Here is a 16465-nt window from a genome sequence, read left to right as displayed (position 1 = left end):
TCCTAATTAAGCTGATTGTATTTATATGTATTTTTAACTAATCGGGGATAAGATTTATCCCCATGAGCAATGTTCTAGTAAAGCCTGGTTAATTTGAAATTCTGATTCTACCTGTTCTATATATTTTTCTATTTCTTTTAGTGTTTTATCTCTATCTATTTGAAATGAGTAATCACAACATTGATATTTAATATAATTTAGAGTGTTTAACATCTGTTCTGGACTTATTAATGGCTGAAAAGAAAGTTCCAGTGAATTGTATTCTGCCAGAGGTAATTCTACTTTTTCAGAGTATCTACGTTCATAGTTTTCACGATTATAAGATTCCCATTTAGATAGCCTTTCAGCTATCCTTTCATCTGATTCTCCTTTCCAAGCCTTAAAAAATTTACCTGCTCTTTCAAAAGTGTTTGGATGTATTAGAATAACGCTCATTTTATTTCCTCCGTTTTTTTCCTTTTTTCTTTTTTCTTTTACCTTCCGGATGGAAGGTACATTTTTCTTTTGTCTTCCGGATGGAAGGCAGTTCCCAAAAGGGAATTATTTTTCCCGTTTTGACATGGAGTATGAATTGATCGCATAGGGAATGGGTCAAGGGTTAAAGACGAAAAGTTTTTCGCTTCCGGTTTTGCTCTTAAAGCGAAAAAGTTTTTGGCCCCTTGACCTGTTCCCTCGGCCACTTTGGCTGCAGCAGGAAAGGTTCGGGTGTCCTGCCTGCTGCAGCCTTAGTGGCCGTGCGAATCAATACCATACGGAAGGCAAAAGGGGAAAAATGCCATAATAAAAAGCAGGCGGTAGCCTGCTATCCTTCGGGTTTAAGGTTTTGGGTTTTTAACGGTCTTCGGCTCGTGCGGTGCGGCCTGAAAGGCAAAAAGATCTGGAACCTACGGAATGTAGGCGATAGCCGTACAGTCCGTGGTTAGCGAGCTTTTTAGTGCCGTAGCGACACCTACTCCTGGTTAGCTGCTGTGGACCGATAGGGGAACAGCTGCTTATCAGGAGTCAGTGCTGCCGCCCAAATAGGATCACTTTAGTATTTCTTCAATCCCACCTATTAAGTGAAAGAAGGGATTAAAGGGATCGTTTTCAACAATAGCTTTCATGTGGTTAAAGTGTTCTTGTAAATCTCTTTTAGCCAACGGATGTAGTAAGTAGTGTGGATTTTCTTCTAATGTACTATGGATATAAATACTATCTGAAAGTAGTTCATCCAGTATGCCGTCTTTATATAAACTAGCAAGCAAAGGATCTTCCGCCTTCTTTTTAATTTCCCTTATAAGATTCTCTAGTGCATTTAAATTTAACTTGTTCATTTTCTGTTCCTCCATATGTTAAGTATTTTAGTAGTTTGATTAAATATCTCTCTACCAATAAAAGTGAAAGAAAGGCTGCTAAAGTAAACAGCTTTTCTGATTTTTTAGCGCATCTTTCTTATTACATGGGACACTTACAAACTAATATTGTTATAAGATTTTTAAATACCTTTTTTTATTTTCCAAAAAGTTCACTCCCTTCAACACCTTTAAAGTTCATTCCTACCTAAGTTAGATTAGACAGTTAAAAAAATCCCCTCACTTATATAAGTGAAATTAGTAGGTTAAAATTAAAAAAATTAAGAAATTAATAAAAAAATTCTATATAGGCGTAATCCCTTCTAATAGATATAACGCTTCAATTTAAAAAAATGGACATTCTATAGGCAAAAGAATATAAGGAGAAAAGACTAGTACAAAATCAATCACTAAAAATTATTGCTGATTTTCTCCTAAAAACCATATTCGATAACTGCTTAACTAAAATAAGTAAGGGTGGACATAATTTTCTCCTTAATTCAGTAATTTTTTTATTTAGAGAAGGTAGAGCGCCATGTAATTAAGCTGAGTATAAAAGAAAAAAACAGAAAAAATGTGTTGGAAAATGGGGTGTTTTTCTTTAAATTGTCTAGTAAACCTTTATTTATCAAGGGAATTTCCGTATGTGGGGACTTCATCGATTTGATGATTAACTTTTTTACAAAATAAGTAAAAAAATCCTTTTTCTATATAGAAAAAGGATTTTTTAAGCGTAAGGGTCATCCTCAAGATCCAAATGAGCCCATGCATTAAATTCTATTTTTTCGTTATCTTTTGTATCTTCTTGTTTTTCATCGTTTTTTATTTCATCATCATTTGCAAATATAGATTCATCGACTTCAACACTTAGGATTTCATTAACAGAATCTTCATCCTTTTGTACATTCTCCATCGGTAATTCTTCCCTAGTTATTGCCACTTCTTCTTGTGCTTGTTCCGGCTGGTTCACTCGATTACTTTTAGGGATTTTCTTTAAATCTTGTAAGAATCTATATTTTCTTGGAAGGATTTCTTCACAATCAGTTACTCCATACTCTTTATAAAATAACTCCATTGAATGCATAAAAAATAAAGTTAAATCAGATTGTTCATTAATAAGCTCCAAAAGTTCCTCTGGAACATCTTTTTTTAAATATATGGTGGGCCTATCGCCCACACCATATATTTTAGTTTGATTTTTTCTTCTGCTCATTAATTAGACACTCCTACTTTTTGTTCCTTCAATTGTTGGAAACGTGGAGAAGAAACATACACCAGAAGTCCTCTGGAGTTTACATACATAGGGTCATTTATAAACACTACATTCTTCAAACGGTCTTTATGCTTTAATATCTTTTCAAGATCAGACTTGATTAAAATAGCACCGCCGCCATAAATGAAAACAAACGGGTCATCTTTCATTTCATCAATCTTATTGATAACATCGCTTGAAAACTTAGTAGCTAATTGACGGATGAATTGTACTGCAAATTCTTTTAGTGTTGAATGTCTAGGATGCTCTGAGTCAAAGTAAATTTCATTAAACTCTACAATAGAATCAATCGTTTTACGAGGATAAACTAGGTTCCAACGTTTAACAATCTCTAGTATCGTTTGCTTTGTTCCATAACCACGTGGTTCGCTTAGATTTGGATTAAATGAAACCCCTTTAGTAACAACAATTTCAGTTGTACCGGCGCCGATATCAAAATGTAGAAGTGATTTGTCATCATAAGTAATTGTTTCAATCTTAGGCTCTTGGTCTTTCGCAACTTCTATCTCAATTTTACGTTTGATTGGCTTACCTTTTTCATCATATACAACGCCCCATGCAGCTGCCGCACCTTCTGGAAGACATTTACAAAATTCGATTGTAATTGTAACTGTAATAACTGTTCCATTTGGATGATGGAATTTAACTATATGAGTTCCAATAAAACGCTGTTCATATTTTGCTGCAGACTCTTTGTTGATTGATCCGATTGGTAAAGCAGCACCTACATCATAAGATTGTTTAATATCATCTTGACCTGGATTTCTACGAATTGCATCAGTCGCAAGACCAGCTAAAGCTGTAATTAATGGCACATCATCAGTTGCTTTATTAGACTTCTTTTCCATCTCAATTGCTTCTAATTTATCATCTAATACTTTTTGTCCAACTATAAATCTAGTGTTGCTTAAAAGAATAGATTCAGAAATAATCGTTACATCAAGGTTATTAGTTAATTTGTCTGCTTCTACTTCTTCTAAATCCATTTTGTTTATTAAATCACCTAAGTACTCTGAATATACTGCAGGGATCATGAAAGGTTCTTGTCCTTCTATATTAAATTTCGTACCGTTATTTCCTGCGTCTATTCCAGCTTTAATTGTTGTCATAAAAAAACCTCCTATTAATCTTATAAGTTAGTTTGCTATTGAATAAAACATTGTCATTAATGCAATTACTGCCATACCAGGAATTAGCATACCAAGTATTGTAGAACTTAAATGAAAGAATCCTAAAGTTATGTAATGATTTGTTGTTCGGTCTTCTTTTTTCTCAGGAACTTCAACTCTAAAAAGCTTAATTAATAATTTGTTAATCCATTGAAAATATGAATCAATGACTGCATTGAACAAATTTAAATCATCCTCCTGAACTACTTTATAGTTAAAGTATACATGTATACTCAAGAGAATGCAACAGAAATATGAAAAAGTACTACAATTTAATACAATATTAATTAAACCATTGATACGAAAGGATTTCAACAAAAAAGAGAACAACTATCATTACTTATTTTAATGATAATGTTCTCTTAATTTTTCGGTATTCTTATGCCTGTACTACAAAAGTTTTTAGTTGATTATATCTTGAATTTGAATCTTCAACAACATTAGCCCATTTTAGAGATTGTTCATCATAGGTTTTAACTTGTGTAAGAAGTACTTGCAATAAATAGAAATAATGAAAAATAGGATGCTGCATACTTGCTAAAGATTCCTCAGATTCTAGTATGTAAACGGGGCCCTCCGTTTTAATCTGGTTAGCAATCCCCCTGTTAAGCCTTAGAAAGTCATGGTGTTTGTTTTTACGTTGAAGGATAGAAAATAATCTATGATTTCCGTCTATTAAAACATATTGATATTCGGTTCCCGCATAAGGTTCATAATCTAACAATATACCTGGTGACTTATTCTTTTTAGCTTTTGCTAAATGCGCCCAATTTAGTTCTGCATAAAAGATATTCATTTTCGTTAATTGAAAGTTCTCCACTTTTAAATTTTTCTCTTTTATTAATTCTAATGCCTTATTTATTTGCCAATTAACAATTATACTCACACCTGGATATGGGATCATTTGCCTTCCATATATCTCTTTATCTCTTCCTATTTTCCCTGCAATAACATCTTTGTAGATTTCATTAACCCTAAATTCCTTAAAGTCTTCTTCTAATAAACGGTATCTATTATAAAGAAAGTTAACTTCTTCTATAAGTACGGGTTCTTCACTAAAAGTATCTTTAAGATAATTAACCCAAGGTTCTATATTATATGAATAGAATTTTTGGTCTCTTTCTCTTAAAATGGGCTTGATTATACTTTCTTTTAATTCTGGGTCATATTTCTTTAATTCACCTATTAGTTCATCTAGTTCGTTCTGGAACATAAATTACTCCTTTATTAGTTATATGTATTTTTCTTCTCCTTATATTATTGAATCGGCTAATTTAATTTTCTATTAATCATTTTTAAAACTTAATAGCCCCAAAATGGTTTTTTATCTACATTTATATGAAAAAGTATTTATTCCACCCATAACCCTAATCAACCCTGAGGGAAGCCTTTAAATATTTTACGGTTGACAGATAGGTAATATCCCATTAGTATTAAACCATAAACAACCCTAACGGCATCGTGAGGGTTAAGGAGGAATTTTAATGAATACTATTAATGTAAACATTTTTCAGATGAAGTCTAAACCTCACGGCACTGAAAGAATTAATGATTTTATGGGAATTGATGGCGGCGAGAATGCATTTGTCGCTATTGGTTGGCCAGGCATTGGGGATTTAACGAACGTAAGCAAGGATGAAATTCGCGAACGTTTAGAGAAGCGTTATAATTATAAAGGGCAACAGTTAGGGACATATTTAAGTGCAGTAAATACATTTGTAAATACAATGAAAAAAGATGATATAGTCCTAATAACCAACAAAATCGGTAATGTTTATATTTTTGAAGTTGGGGAATATTCGTACGAAAAAGATTATGACCATGATAGTTTCGGAATGTGTCATCAAAGAAAAGCTAAATTACTTAAAGTTCTCAATAAATCTGAATTGAATCTAGAACTCCAAGAATTACTTAGAAATAGGGGAACCATTACTCAATTTAAATATCCTTTTGAAAAATCTGGTTTAGATAAATGGTTTGAACCGGTGGAAGAACTTGACGTTAATTTAAATAAGTTAGTCAGTAGTGCTTTAAATGTCTTAGAAAAAGAGTTGCTTGCTGAAGATCCAGTTATTCGGATAAAAGCTGCTGCTGAGATTTTACGTTTTGCTAAAGAGAACTAAAAGTTAAAGGAGCAGAATATATTCTGCTCCTTTAACTTAACCCCTAATAAAACTTAATAGGGTCATAAGGTTTGTCATTAATTCTTATTTCAAAATGCAAATGCGGGCCAGTTGAATCACCAGTGCTTCCTAATAGTCCTACTTTGTCACCTTGCTTTACCTTTTGTCCTACTCTAACTGAAACAGAATCCATATGAGGATACCTTGTTTGCATGCCATTTCCATGATCTACAAATACAACATTCCCATACGTTCCTAATGCTCCGGCATAAGATACAACACCATCTGCAGCAGCAATTATTGGTGTTCTAAAACAAGTTTGACCATTTGCTATATCAATACCATTATGCATTTTAAGCACCCCTGTAGACGGATCTGTACGAACAGCAAAACCAGATGTTACTCTCTTTGTACATGGAACTGGCCAGGCTAAACCAGAGTCTCCAACATCAACCTCATAAGCTCCGTCTGGTGTCATATCTGCTTGTACTACATAAGACTGTGCATATTGCATAACTTCTTGAACATATTCGGTACTATGATTATAAGCATAAAGCGCATTTTCAACATTACCACTAGCTGCCCCATTAGCAGCTAAATATTTAGCTGCTGTAAATATAGCATCAGTTGGATTAAATGGATCGGCTCTCATATCACGGTCCCCATCCACTCCATATCCACCATATTTCTTAATAAGTATGACATTAGTATAGTTTATAGAAGGATCACAATTTCCTATACCGTCTCCTCCAGGACTTGACCAACCAACCCAGGTTTTACACATAAACTGCATGTGTCCCAACGCCCCAACTGGACTAATCATAGGTTTAATAGTTCCAAAGTTAGTCTCAATTCTATGAACAGCAGCTAAAACATACCATGGGACATTATAAGTTTTTTCAGCTGCTTGATATATTGGCATATACTCAGTAGGAATTTCTGTCTGACCAACACCAGAAACATCCCCGCCTGTTAAGGTATCATTATTAGAAAAGAACAACATAAAAGGAGCAATTAGAAAAATAATTAAAACAAATATCACAATGAGAAATACGTATGGCATCTTGGCTAGTGTGAAGATGGAAGATGCCAGTCCAGCTGCTTTGCTTTTAGTGCTCGTGGCCTGTGCCATCTTGTATATCTATCCCCTTTATAAGGTAATCATTCTTATATTTATCAAACACTAGCCAATACTCCTTATATTCTTCTATTTCTTTGTTATCAGTTGTGGTTTTTAATCTATGAACTTCTCCAAATACTGTTATTTCATCTGACAAACTAACACCTACATGTTCCGTCGATTCTGCTACAGAAATATGAAGTTCACCTATTCTATATGTTTTCACTTCTAAGGGCTCTCTTTTTGGATTTTGAACATGTCCTATAAAAAATTCTTCTGTTACATATGGCTTCATTTTATCAACGTAATCAGCTGGATTCTCGCTATCATAGTTTATATAAGCTTCTAAAAACTTTTCAGCAGTTTTTAGAGTTTTTTCTTTTATTTCATCGTCAATGCGTTGGATCGGCACGCTGTCTGTTTCTTCTTGTTCTTTTTGTATCTTACTATTTTCAAGGGATTTGTCATTATTGGTAAAACTTTTATATACATACATGCCGCCAACCAACACACCAAGGACTAATAATATAGTTAAATACTGCTTCATTTAAGCAATATCCAGCTCTTTAGCCTGCTTAGGATCTATGATAGCTAATTCATCAGGAGAAGCCTTTGTTTGCATCTCAATACGTTTAGAACTTGCCATATGAATACAACGGCCTTTGGATTTCTTCTGGCCAAGTATTTTCAATTCTTTTTCACTAAAGGACATAAAACGTTTCAATTCTTCAATGTCTTTTTCGTCAAGTCTCATAAATGTCTTGAAGTGTGCATTTTTAAATATTGCAGATCCATATTTTCCGATAGTTAAGAAGTCGTCCACATTTTGTGTTGCTGTTGTTAAGAAGCCACCATATTTACGAATCCTTTTAGCTATCTCTCGCAAGAAATACATGGTTTGTTGATTATTCTCATCAGCTAGTAGCCAAGCTTCATCCACATAAAGACCTTTTAATTCTTCTCTGTCTATCTTATGTTCTTCCCAAATATCCTTAAGCAATAAATCCATAAGTGGCTTTTTAACATCGTCACTAAGTTCATGGATATCCATTACTGTAATCTTAGAATTAAAATCCCAGTTAGTTTGACCATTGAACATTGAAGCATATGGCCCATCAATATAAGGGTACATGCTGTCAATTATCCATTGTCCACTATCACCAAATTGTTTTAGTGATTCCTTTAAGTCTGTTAGAGTTGGGAAGCTTTCTGGTAATTTTGTAGAGTTAAAGTTTAAATTACTAACTTTGTCGTAAGAATCTGTAATAGCTTGAATCAAATTTGCCTTTTCTTTTGGCATGTTATCTAGTGAGGGAATTATCCATATAAAGAATGACATCATATCCCCTATTTTTCTCCGGAGATATTGACCTACATCATTTTTCCCATCTTCTGAATCATTATCTGAGTCTACAATTGTTGATCTAATATGAAATGGATTAGTAGTAAATTCTGAACCAAGTTTAAAGATTACCCTATTGGCATTTGGCAAAAAGTACTCTCTTTCAGGGTCTATTACAAATAATCTTTTACTATGTCCACTAGTACTCTGTCTTAACATATCAGCTTTCAAATAAAAACTCTTTCCAGATCCAGATTCCCCCATAACCATTTCGTTAGGATTATTAAACGAATTACGGTTATAACGATTATAAATTATTGGAGCATCGTGATTAGCATGAAACCCTTTAAGTATTCCATCATTCTCCTGCAACTCACTAGAATCAAAAGGCAAAATAGAACCAATTGTCGAGGATTGCATAGGCCAACTTATTTTAGTTTCAAACTCAAGATTTGAGTAACAGATCGGTAAGGTGTACCACATTAAAAATTGGCCCTTATACTTCAATTTTCTACTTCTTAACTTAGAAGAACTTATTGCAGTTTTTAATCGCTTTTCAGCCGTCGCCAAATCTTCTTCTTTCTTTTCTCTAATAGCACAAATAAATGTTGTATCAAATATGTTTTCAGAATCATTTTGTAATTCTTCTAAGAGTTCTTCCAAGCTTTTTTGCTGTTTTTCATATTTTTTCTTAAGCTTTGGTGGAATGTTTTCTTCTAATCGAACACCAATATTAGTTAATCTTGTATTAGTAGCATTTATAATCTTAGTTTTATCTGCTGGCTGCATATTAATTGATAAATCAATATTTGCTCTTACATTCATTATTCTTTTTAGCCAACTAGGTTCAACTTCGTCCGGAAAAGAAGAAAATGTGTAAAAACTATAGTGCATATCGTCCATTTCTAAGGTTTGGCCTTTATCTCTAATAACATCAGGACAAATATTTTGAAGGTTCATATCTGCTGTATAAGGCTCAACTAAGGAAGTATTCGGGTTTAACTTTCCATAAAAAACCTTCATCGCTTCCTTTTTTGTCATTAGCTGCAAATGCATATCCCCCATTTGGAGATATTCTTGAAACGCCTTAGTTAAATCCTGTAATTCATCGTAAGCTTCCTGAATCTTTTTATATTGACTGCGAATAGAAAAATAGAAATTTAAAATTGTGTTGCTGCTTAGTGATCTTGATTCTAAGTAATCCATCTTTGCTTGAATACGGTCTAAGGTATAAGCATCAGTAGCTTGATTAGCTTTCTCCCTTAAATAATCTAAATATTTTTCTATATCTACTCTTTCAGAGCTGATTAATATTTGCGCCCTTTCCTGCAAAGTATTACAACAATCCTGGATAGCACTGATTGCCGGAACAATGTCATCCACTCCTAATAAGTCAGTATTTAACGGGTCAACAACCTTTAATACCGCAACATACTTCTTATCTTCCGTTTCTATTAAGTCATCAATACTCTTAATTGGTATAGTCTGTTTTTTAGGTTCATTCTTCTTTTTCCCCATAAACGGCAGGCTCAGTTTCATTAATTTCACCACTTTCATTTTCTTTATTTAGAAAAGCTTTATAAGAATCTAGGATTTCTTTATCTACAGTCTTATTTTTGATTTTTAGGGTGTGATATCTGTCAAAGGTTTCATCCCAAACAGGTTCAATTACTCTTTCGCCCCTAAACCATTTAATAAGTTCTGTAATAACCGTATAGTTCATAGAGCCAGTATTTTCATCTACCATAAAAGCAAAATAAGCTATCCCAACTGTTAGAATACAGAGCATTGCTTTTAGCTTTATATCAGGAATGAGTAATATTATTAATCCACCAAAAACAACGATTGTCGGCAAAAAAAGTAACCAACCTTTCACCTCTAACCCAATAAAAGAAAGACCGGATTTTACGTTACGTGGTATTTTATATTTCAATTACTTTCCAACGCCTTTCATTAGAAACTTATAAGATGCCATTCGCCCAGCACCTTGTAACATTCCACCAGAGCCACTTGTATATAAAAATTGTCTTAATACTTGTGGCCCTCGTAAGGCAACAACGGCTCCAGCTAAAGAGAAACAGAATCCTAAGAACGTCCCATCAGAAGCCCATTGAATTACAAAATAAGCAAGCAACATATGGATGCTTTGTGTAAATACAACCGCAACTACCTCAGTCCAATAAGTTGCATATACTTGGGATCTGTTCACATAAGAAGTTGCTACTAAAGGCCCCATAATCAATAAGACTGCTAAATCAACATAGCGAATAGCACCTGATATTGAAAATGCTATAAATACAAACGCCCATATCAAGAATAAAAACACAAAATGCAACCCTTGATCCCCTGTAGTCATCATATCTATAACGTCATCATAGATCTTCACGTCAATTCCAAGCTTTGAAATTGCCTTAACAACCTGATTATTAATCGGGATAATATAATTTAAAATAATATAAGGTGTAGCAAATATTAAGGCACAAGATACAGCAAAACTACCAATAATTTCAGCAATATTAGGTGTAGTTTCCCCTGTAAGTTCATCTCTTAACGCTTCCCCTAATCTCTTAACGAAGAATATACCTGCTATTACTCCCCCAGCTGCCTGAGACCACTGCATAAAGGTTTTAATCGATGGTATTTTATCAATTTCAGTGATTCCTATTACATAGTCAGATAGAAGCTCAAATGCTGCAGTAGCTATGTCAGAAGCAATCTCATTGAAGAAATCAACTATAGCTTCTTGCATCATCTTTCCTGGATTTAAGAAGTCAGGTAAAAAACCTTCTGCAGATGCAGGAGAAGCGACAGTGAGTATAGCCACCATCGCCCCCATAATTACAAATAACTTTGACTTCTTCATGAAAATAATCCCCAAACATAATTAGAGATCCATGTAGCTGAACCTATAATTCCTGTAATAATTACCCCACGAAAGCCTTTAGCCTTAATTTCCTTAACCTCATGCGGATCATTATTTTGATACATTTTAAATCCAGTAGAAATAACAATTACGACAATTGCAACTGGAACTAAATAAAGCATCCATCCAGCAGCATCATCTAATAAATTCCTAAGACCTGTAATAAACGGTGGCACTCCCCCACACATCCTTTCTTAATAAAAATAAGTGCAATGTAAGATATACACGTATACCCTAAGAAACATTATAAAGTATACATGTATATTTTAGCAATAACTTATTATTAATTTATTAAGATTATTAATTCTACGTACCCAATAGAGTATATAAAGCCATGGGTTAGAGTGGGAGGCCAAAGGGTAGTATAGATATGTATTGGCACACTGGCTTATTAATTTCTAAACAACAAGCTTGTCCGGTGGTGAAGCGCCGCCCCTGTATATCAGGTCGATTTCTTGTGTAATTATTACTTCATCTAGATATGGAATATCAAAAGAATGAATTACTACATCACTTTCTGGTAGCAGTTCTGAAAAACTAAGTTGTGCTTGTTTGATATACTGCTGGCGATTATGTAATAAATTACGAAACAGCATTGCTTTAGTGGTGATCATTGTTATAGCACTTCTTCCACGCCCTATTGTCTTTTTTACTAGCTTGCTAGAACGCTTTAAAACCTCTTTTAACGTAGATAAAGGTATATTAATAGTTTCAGAAAGCACACGAAGAGAACCCTCAAAAAACGGCTTTTCGGGGCTTATATGTTTGTCTAAAAACAGACTAATGTCATCTTCCCATTCTTGATAGTGGGAACGTACTCTTTCTTCTCTGGACTTTTTAAATTTATACCAGCCTTCTCTACCTTGGTATTTAACGCTGCCATCTGTCCACATCTCTAATAACCCCTCAACATACGTACGTTTTGGAGCATTGTATCTTCCTGAATAAGCTGATTTAACTGTTCGCTCAAACTCTCTAACAGATAAAGGAACGCTTAAATTACTATTAAATTGGTCTAAGGTATCATATGCGTCTTCATATGAGATACCACTAGCAAAATTCGCAACTGCAAGTGTAAATAAAGCGTTATTCCGGCTAGAACCATGAAACCCTTTTTGAATTTCTTTATTATTAAGTAAAGCTGAATACCATTCTGTAGAAGTTTGACAAGTTCCTGTTCCATTAGCAAAAACAACCTTGAATGTTGAACGCCTTTTTTCTTCTTCATATTGTTTTGACCATGAAATAAGAAGGCTAGTATTAGCCGGCTTATCATCAAAGTAAATCAAATTGAAGTCATTGGGTATACGATAAAAACCAAAGGGAGTACAATTTGTATCGACTGGCACATACTTTTTTAGTGATTCTAAAACATTACTTGCTACTTGTTCAGCCACTCGTAAAGCTTTAAAGTCATTATTTTTATTGATATAAAAAGGTGTTTCCAACACAAAGAAACCCTGAAACCCCTTAGGTGTTTCTAGAAGTACATTTGGTCTTGGTAACCCTAATTCGTCACAACCTAAAAACAAGGCGTACAAGTCAATCTCTTTAGTATCAATATCAAAACCAATAACATTTATTTGCTTTAAATTATCTCTAGTATGCCCCTTTATAACTCTGTTCTTGAAGTCATAGTAACTTCCACCTCTGAACGTATTTGGTGTCCAATGTGTAAGTGAATTTTTTTGCTGGTACAACGTCTCATAAGAAGTTACAATATGTCCAACTCCATTTGTTAGATCCTCTTTCGAAGAGGAAACAAAAACAATACCCTTTTTATCTTCACCCTTAAGCGATTGCTCATATTTAGTTCTCTTATGTAAAGGTGCTTTAGATCCCACCTTCTTATATAACTTCAAACTGCTGTGAGTCATGAACTGAATCACTTCAATAGAATGAATATCTTTCCTTTGCATAAAAATAACCTCCCTTTTGGCCAAACAAAAAGCGCAACTATTACCCTAAAGAAGTAATCTAGTTACGCCTGTTTGTCTCTAAAGACAGCCAAAAGAAAGGTCTACACCTATATAGAAATGGATACAATTATATTAAATATTAATATCACTAAAAAACTATACACTTGTTGTTGCAAGCATACAGAAAAACTGTTAATATAATGATATCTAAGTAATGATAATTGATGTGTTGTTGGTAGCAACACATTGGCTTTTAGAGCTAGTCGGCAAACTAGCTTACTTCTTCTGAGCGTGTTGGTAGCACGCTTTTTTATTTTGTATTTTTTTAGATTTATGTTGGTATTATTTATCTTCTTTATGTATGTATTTAAGTCCACAAAAAAAGCACATCCATTTTGGGGATATGCTTTAATTAGACATAAATAGTATTCAACTAACCTATTTGTATATAGATTACCTCAATACTAGATCTACGTCTTTTTCTCACCTATCGGGGGCCAGCCAACAAGTTTATCTAATAATCGACGAAATGGAGTAACGTGATTACTAGGTATATTTAATTTTCTTTATTCTACTATTAAAACTACCATAATTTTCTCCTTTTGTGTAGTATTATTTGAAGAAAAAAAACGAAAAATAATTTTTTCGACAAAAAGGTATACAAGTATACATTAAAAATGGTAGAATATTTTCTTATATGCTCTTGCAATCTTGCTATAAAATTTATATAATTAAATTACAAATTAGTAAATTCTCAAAGTAAAACAAATTGTATTATTCAATGGAGTAGAATGTTTATCATTCTATGATAATACTATTTGGGCCAATCGGACTGCCAATCTGATTGGCACTTTGTTTTTTTACGGCCTTTTTTTATTTACTCAATACTAAGGCTTCTAGACACTCACCGCAATTTATACTAATTCTCTCTTTTGTGGATCTCACACTTACACCACATCCCGGACATACCCACTTATAAGATTTTTTCTTTTTCCCTTCTGAGTTATTTTCTTTTTCTATTTCCTTTTCTTCTTCCGTAACTGGATCTCTACGAGCAATAATAAAAGCATCAGTACGAATGTCCAAACTTCCTATGATTGTTTTTGTTTCTTCCTTTAACTTAGGAAAAGCCCAACCATATTTTTTGTTAGGTTTAGCATCCGGAAAATAAAAACCTCTATTCTCACATTCAGCCTTAAACTTTTTATTATGATAGGTTCCGTTTCTCGAAGTGTCCTTAACCCCATTAACAGCATTGTATAAATGTATCATCTCGTGAAGCATTGTATCCATCGTTTCCATAAATTCAATATTTAAATACTCTGCTGAAATGTTTAATTCATATTTTCTTATCTTTCCTTCTTTATCTGACCAGACTTCTCTTGATGAACACCATCCCATTGAAAGACGTTTACCACTTGTTTGAATTGTAATTGCTGGTTCAGGTAACTGACTTTTAAAGAACTGTTTATTTAATAAACTAAAGGCTCTATGTAGTTCTTTTGTGGCTGCATTAATATTAGACATTTTCTCCCTCCGTTTTTTTGAATATTAATATTCAAAAATAAATTAAATGCTTATAGTGCTCTCTCACTTAAATATGATTCAATCCAGGATGTAGGCATTTTAGATAGTCTGTATCTCAACTCAAATTCCTCTGTAGTATTAGCTTGAATTAACCTTTTTTTAAACTCTGTTGGGCCATTGTGCGATGTGATTAATTCATTAATATCCATATCTTTTGGAAGCTCTATTACCTTATGATGAATTCCTTCTTGTTCAATAAGTTTACCTGAGCTAATTGCTCCCTCTTGTCCGGCTCCAGAATGATCTCCTGTGTCAAAACCATTAATTAACGATTTAACGCCCTTTCCTTTTAGTAATGAGATATGACGTTTTGAAAATTTAGATGCTCCTCCAACTGCAACTACATTGGAATAACCAACGCTAATAATAGATAAGGCGTTTATTATACTCTCTACATAAATAACTGGTCTTTTCTCATTAACGTTATCAATATTAAATAAGATAAAGTCTCCTTTTAAATAAACATGTTTTATTTTAGATTTACCAATATGTCTACCATAGATATCAACAATCACACCACTCTGAATAACAGGAAATATGACACACTGATAGAAGAAATCCATTAGCTTTCCATTTCTTTCTACAACTAATCCTGAGTCTAAAAGTTCCTTCTTTTCAAAGCCTTTATTACTTAAGTAATCTAACAAAACTGTATTCCCAGCTGCATATCCAATCTTAAAATCATCAGCTAGTTCTTTTTTTATACCACGTTCAACTAGGTAGCTAGTATCTTGCTTTTTATAAAATTCAACTGCATGATACATAATTCTTTCAGAAGCAGAAAAATTCCTTTTCTTTTTTGTTGTATTCTCTGGTAATTTAAAATTGCAGATGTGAGCCAATTTTTCTACTGCAGCAATAAACCCTAAACCCTCAACGGCCTGGACAAACTGAATAGTGTTACTACTAAAAGAGCAAACAAAACAATTAGCAAGATTTTTATAAGTATTAATCTTAAAATGGTCATGATCCTTCCCACATTTAGGACACTGACTTCCCCTATTTTTACCGTGGCCCTTAAATGGATATCCATAATAGTCTAAAACTTGTTCAAAAGAAACCGCACCTAACAATTCATCTATTACAACTCTGTCGTAAAATTTACCCATTATATAACATCCTCACTTTTATGTAATTTTGTAATCTGCTATAATAAAGGTATTAAACCTCTTGGTTTGATAGCCTACTAGTCATTCTGTTTTCAGAATGGCTTTTTATTTTATTATAAGGTATACATGTATATCTTTTCAATTTGTCTTTTAAATGGTCTTTTTCTTTTATTTTTCCCCTGCCTTCCGGATGGAAGGTAGTTCCCAAAAAGGGAATTATTTTTCCCGTTTTGACATGGAGTATGAATTGATCGTATAGGGAATGGGTCAAGGGTTAAAGACGAAAAGTTTTTCGCTTCCGGTTTTGCTCTTAAAGCGAAAAACTTTTTGGCCCCTTGACCTGTTCCCTCGGCCACTTTGGCTGCAGCAGGAAAGGTTCGGGTGTCCTGCCTGCTGCAGCCTTAGTGGCCGTGCGAATCAATACCATACGGAAGGCAAAAGGGGAAAAATGCCATAATAAAAAGCAGGCGGTAGCCTGCTATCCTTCGGGTTTAAGGTTTTGGGTTTTTAACGGTCTTCGGCTCGTGCGGTGCGGCCTGAAAGGCAAAAAGATCTGGAACCTACGGAAT

The 16465-nt window shown here is 33.7% G+C and carries 16 protein-coding genes; 1 reads left to right on the top strand and 15 read right to left on the bottom strand.

What is annotated here, in order from left to right:
* Nucleotides 1-54 precede the first annotated feature (54 nt).
* From MKX82_RS30060 to MKX82_RS30035, 6 genes are all read right to left on the bottom strand, one after another.
* Nucleotides 55-435, bottom strand: coding sequence for a hypothetical protein (locus MKX82_RS30060; RefSeq protein ID WP_251647336.1), 381 nt, complete (start codon nt 433-435; stop codon nt 55-57).
* A gap of 590 nt (nt 436-1025) precedes the next feature.
* The gene (locus tag MKX82_RS30055) at nt 1026-1313 is read right to left on the bottom strand and encodes a hypothetical protein (RefSeq protein WP_341082301.1); all 288 of its coding nucleotides are present in this window, start codon (nt 1311-1313) and stop codon (nt 1026-1028) included.
* A gap of 745 nt (nt 1314-2058) precedes the next feature.
* On the bottom strand, nt 2059-2544 hold the full coding sequence (locus tag MKX82_RS30050) for a hypothetical protein (RefSeq protein ID WP_285308690.1): 486 nt from the start codon (nt 2542-2544) through the stop codon (nt 2059-2061).
* A complete protein-coding gene (locus tag MKX82_RS30045; RefSeq protein WP_251647342.1) occupies nt 2544-3713 on the bottom strand; it encodes a ParM/StbA family protein in 1170 nt (389 codons plus the stop codon). The genes MKX82_RS30050 and MKX82_RS30045 overlap by 1 nt, the downstream gene beginning before the upstream one ends.
* A gap of 27 nt (nt 3714-3740) precedes the next feature.
* Complete coding sequence (locus MKX82_RS30040) at nt 3741-3956, bottom strand: hypothetical protein (RefSeq protein WP_251647344.1); 216 nt, start codon at nt 3954-3956, stop codon at nt 3741-3743.
* 196 nt (nt 3957-4152) lie between these two features.
* The gene (locus MKX82_RS30035) at nt 4153-4986 is read right to left on the bottom strand and encodes a hypothetical protein (protein ID WP_285308689.1); all 834 of its coding nucleotides are present in this window, start codon (nt 4984-4986) and stop codon (nt 4153-4155) included.
* A 271-nt stretch (nt 4987-5257) separates the two neighbouring features.
* Here MKX82_RS30035 and MKX82_RS30030 point away from each other — a divergent pair, with 271 nt between their 5' ends.
* On the top strand, nt 5258-5896 hold the full coding sequence (locus MKX82_RS30030; RefSeq protein WP_285308688.1) for a hypothetical protein: 639 nt from the start codon (nt 5258-5260) through the stop codon (nt 5894-5896).
* A 43-nt stretch (nt 5897-5939) separates the two neighbouring features.
* Here the strand turns inward: MKX82_RS30030 and MKX82_RS30025 are convergent, their stop codons facing one another.
* The 9 genes from MKX82_RS30025 to MKX82_RS29985 form a co-directional block, all read right to left on the bottom strand.
* A complete protein-coding gene (locus MKX82_RS30025) occupies nt 5940-7028 on the bottom strand; it encodes a peptidoglycan DD-metalloendopeptidase family protein (protein ID WP_251647350.1) in 1089 nt (362 codons plus the stop codon).
* Nucleotides 7006-7563: a hypothetical protein gene (locus MKX82_RS30020; protein WP_285308687.1), complete on the bottom strand. Its 558-nt coding sequence runs from the start codon at nt 7561-7563 to the stop codon at nt 7006-7008. The genes MKX82_RS30025 and MKX82_RS30020 overlap by 23 nt, the downstream gene beginning before the upstream one ends.
* A complete protein-coding gene (locus MKX82_RS30015; RefSeq protein WP_341082300.1) occupies nt 7564-9876 on the bottom strand; it encodes a VirB4 family type IV secretion system protein in 2313 nt (770 codons plus the stop codon).
* Nucleotides 9857-10291, bottom strand: a complete 435-nt coding sequence (locus MKX82_RS30010; RefSeq protein WP_251647353.1) for a hypothetical protein — start codon at nt 10289-10291, stop codon at nt 9857-9859. The genes MKX82_RS30015 and MKX82_RS30010 overlap by 20 nt, the downstream gene beginning before the upstream one ends.
* Entirely contained in the window at nt 10292-11221 is a 930-nt protein-coding gene (locus MKX82_RS30005; RefSeq protein WP_251647354.1) for a conjugal transfer protein TrbL family protein, read from the bottom strand.
* Nucleotides 11218-11457: a hypothetical protein gene (locus MKX82_RS30000; protein ID WP_251647355.1), complete on the bottom strand. Its 240-nt coding sequence runs from the start codon at nt 11455-11457 to the stop codon at nt 11218-11220. Before MKX82_RS30000 ends, MKX82_RS30005 begins: the two co-directional genes overlap by 4 nt.
* Before the next feature lie 222 nt (nt 11458-11679).
* Nucleotides 11680-13200: a primase C-terminal domain-containing protein gene (locus MKX82_RS29995; RefSeq protein WP_285308686.1), complete on the bottom strand. Its 1521-nt coding sequence runs from the start codon at nt 13198-13200 to the stop codon at nt 11680-11682.
* Nucleotides 13201-14073: 873 nt separating this feature from the next.
* Nucleotides 14074-14727, bottom strand: coding sequence for a SprT-like domain-containing protein (locus MKX82_RS29990; protein WP_285308685.1), 654 nt, complete (start codon nt 14725-14727; stop codon nt 14074-14076).
* Nucleotides 14728-14777: 50 nt separating this feature from the next.
* Nucleotides 14778-15896, bottom strand: a complete 1119-nt coding sequence (locus MKX82_RS29985; RefSeq protein ID WP_285308684.1) for a CHC2 zinc finger domain-containing protein — start codon at nt 15894-15896, stop codon at nt 14778-14780.
* Between the last annotated feature and the right edge of the window lie 569 nt (nt 15897-16465).

Source organism: Niallia sp. FSL R7-0271, from assembly GCF_038005785.1.
GTDB lineage: Bacteria > Bacillota > Bacilli > Bacillales > Cytobacillaceae > Niallia.
This window is presented reverse-complemented; position numbering and strand designations above follow the sequence as displayed.

What these genes read in the sequence shown, in the direction of transcription:
- MKX82_RS30030 (WP_285308688.1), top strand. Translation starts at nt 5,258, where the DNA reads ATGAATACTATTAATGTAAACATTTTTCAGATGAAGTCTAAACCTCAC.
- MKX82_RS30005 (WP_251647354.1), bottom strand. Translation starts at nt 11,221, where the DNA reads ATGAAGAAGTCAAAGTTATTTGTAATTATGGGGGCGATGGTGGCTATA.
- MKX82_RS30050 (WP_285308690.1), bottom strand. Translation starts at nt 2,544, where the DNA reads ATGAGCAGAAGAAAAAATCAAACTAAAATATATGGTGTGGGCGATAGG.
- MKX82_RS29985 (WP_285308684.1), bottom strand. Translation starts at nt 15,896, where the DNA reads ATGGGTAAATTTTACGACAGAGTTGTAATAGATGAATTGTTAGGTGCG.
- MKX82_RS30060 (WP_251647336.1), bottom strand. Translation starts at nt 435, where the DNA reads ATGAGCGTTATTCTAATACATCCAAACACTTTTGAAAGAGCAGGTAAA.
- MKX82_RS30015 (WP_341082300.1), bottom strand. Translation starts at nt 9,876, where the DNA reads ATGGGGAAAAAGAAGAATGAACCTAAAAAACAGACTATACCAATTAAG.
- MKX82_RS29990 (WP_285308685.1), bottom strand. Translation starts at nt 14,727, where the DNA reads ATGTCTAATATTAATGCAGCCACAAAAGAACTACATAGAGCCTTTAGT.
- MKX82_RS30025 (WP_251647350.1), bottom strand. Translation starts at nt 7,028, where the DNA reads ATGGCACAGGCCACGAGCACTAAAAGCAAAGCAGCTGGACTGGCATCT.
- MKX82_RS29995 (WP_285308686.1), bottom strand. Translation starts at nt 13,200, where the DNA reads ATGCAAAGGAAAGATATTCATTCTATTGAAGTGATTCAGTTCATGACT.
- MKX82_RS30045 (WP_251647342.1), bottom strand. Translation starts at nt 3,713, where the DNA reads ATGACAACAATTAAAGCTGGAATAGACGCAGGAAATAACGGTACGAAA.
- MKX82_RS30055 (WP_341082301.1), bottom strand. Translation starts at nt 1,313, where the DNA reads ATGAACAAGTTAAATTTAAATGCACTAGAGAATCTTATAAGGGAAATT.
- MKX82_RS30020 (WP_285308687.1), bottom strand. Translation starts at nt 7,563, where the DNA reads ATGAAGCAGTATTTAACTATATTATTAGTCCTTGGTGTGTTGGTTGGC.
- MKX82_RS30035 (WP_285308689.1), bottom strand. Translation starts at nt 4,986, where the DNA reads ATGTTCCAGAACGAACTAGATGAACTAATAGGTGAATTAAAGAAATAT.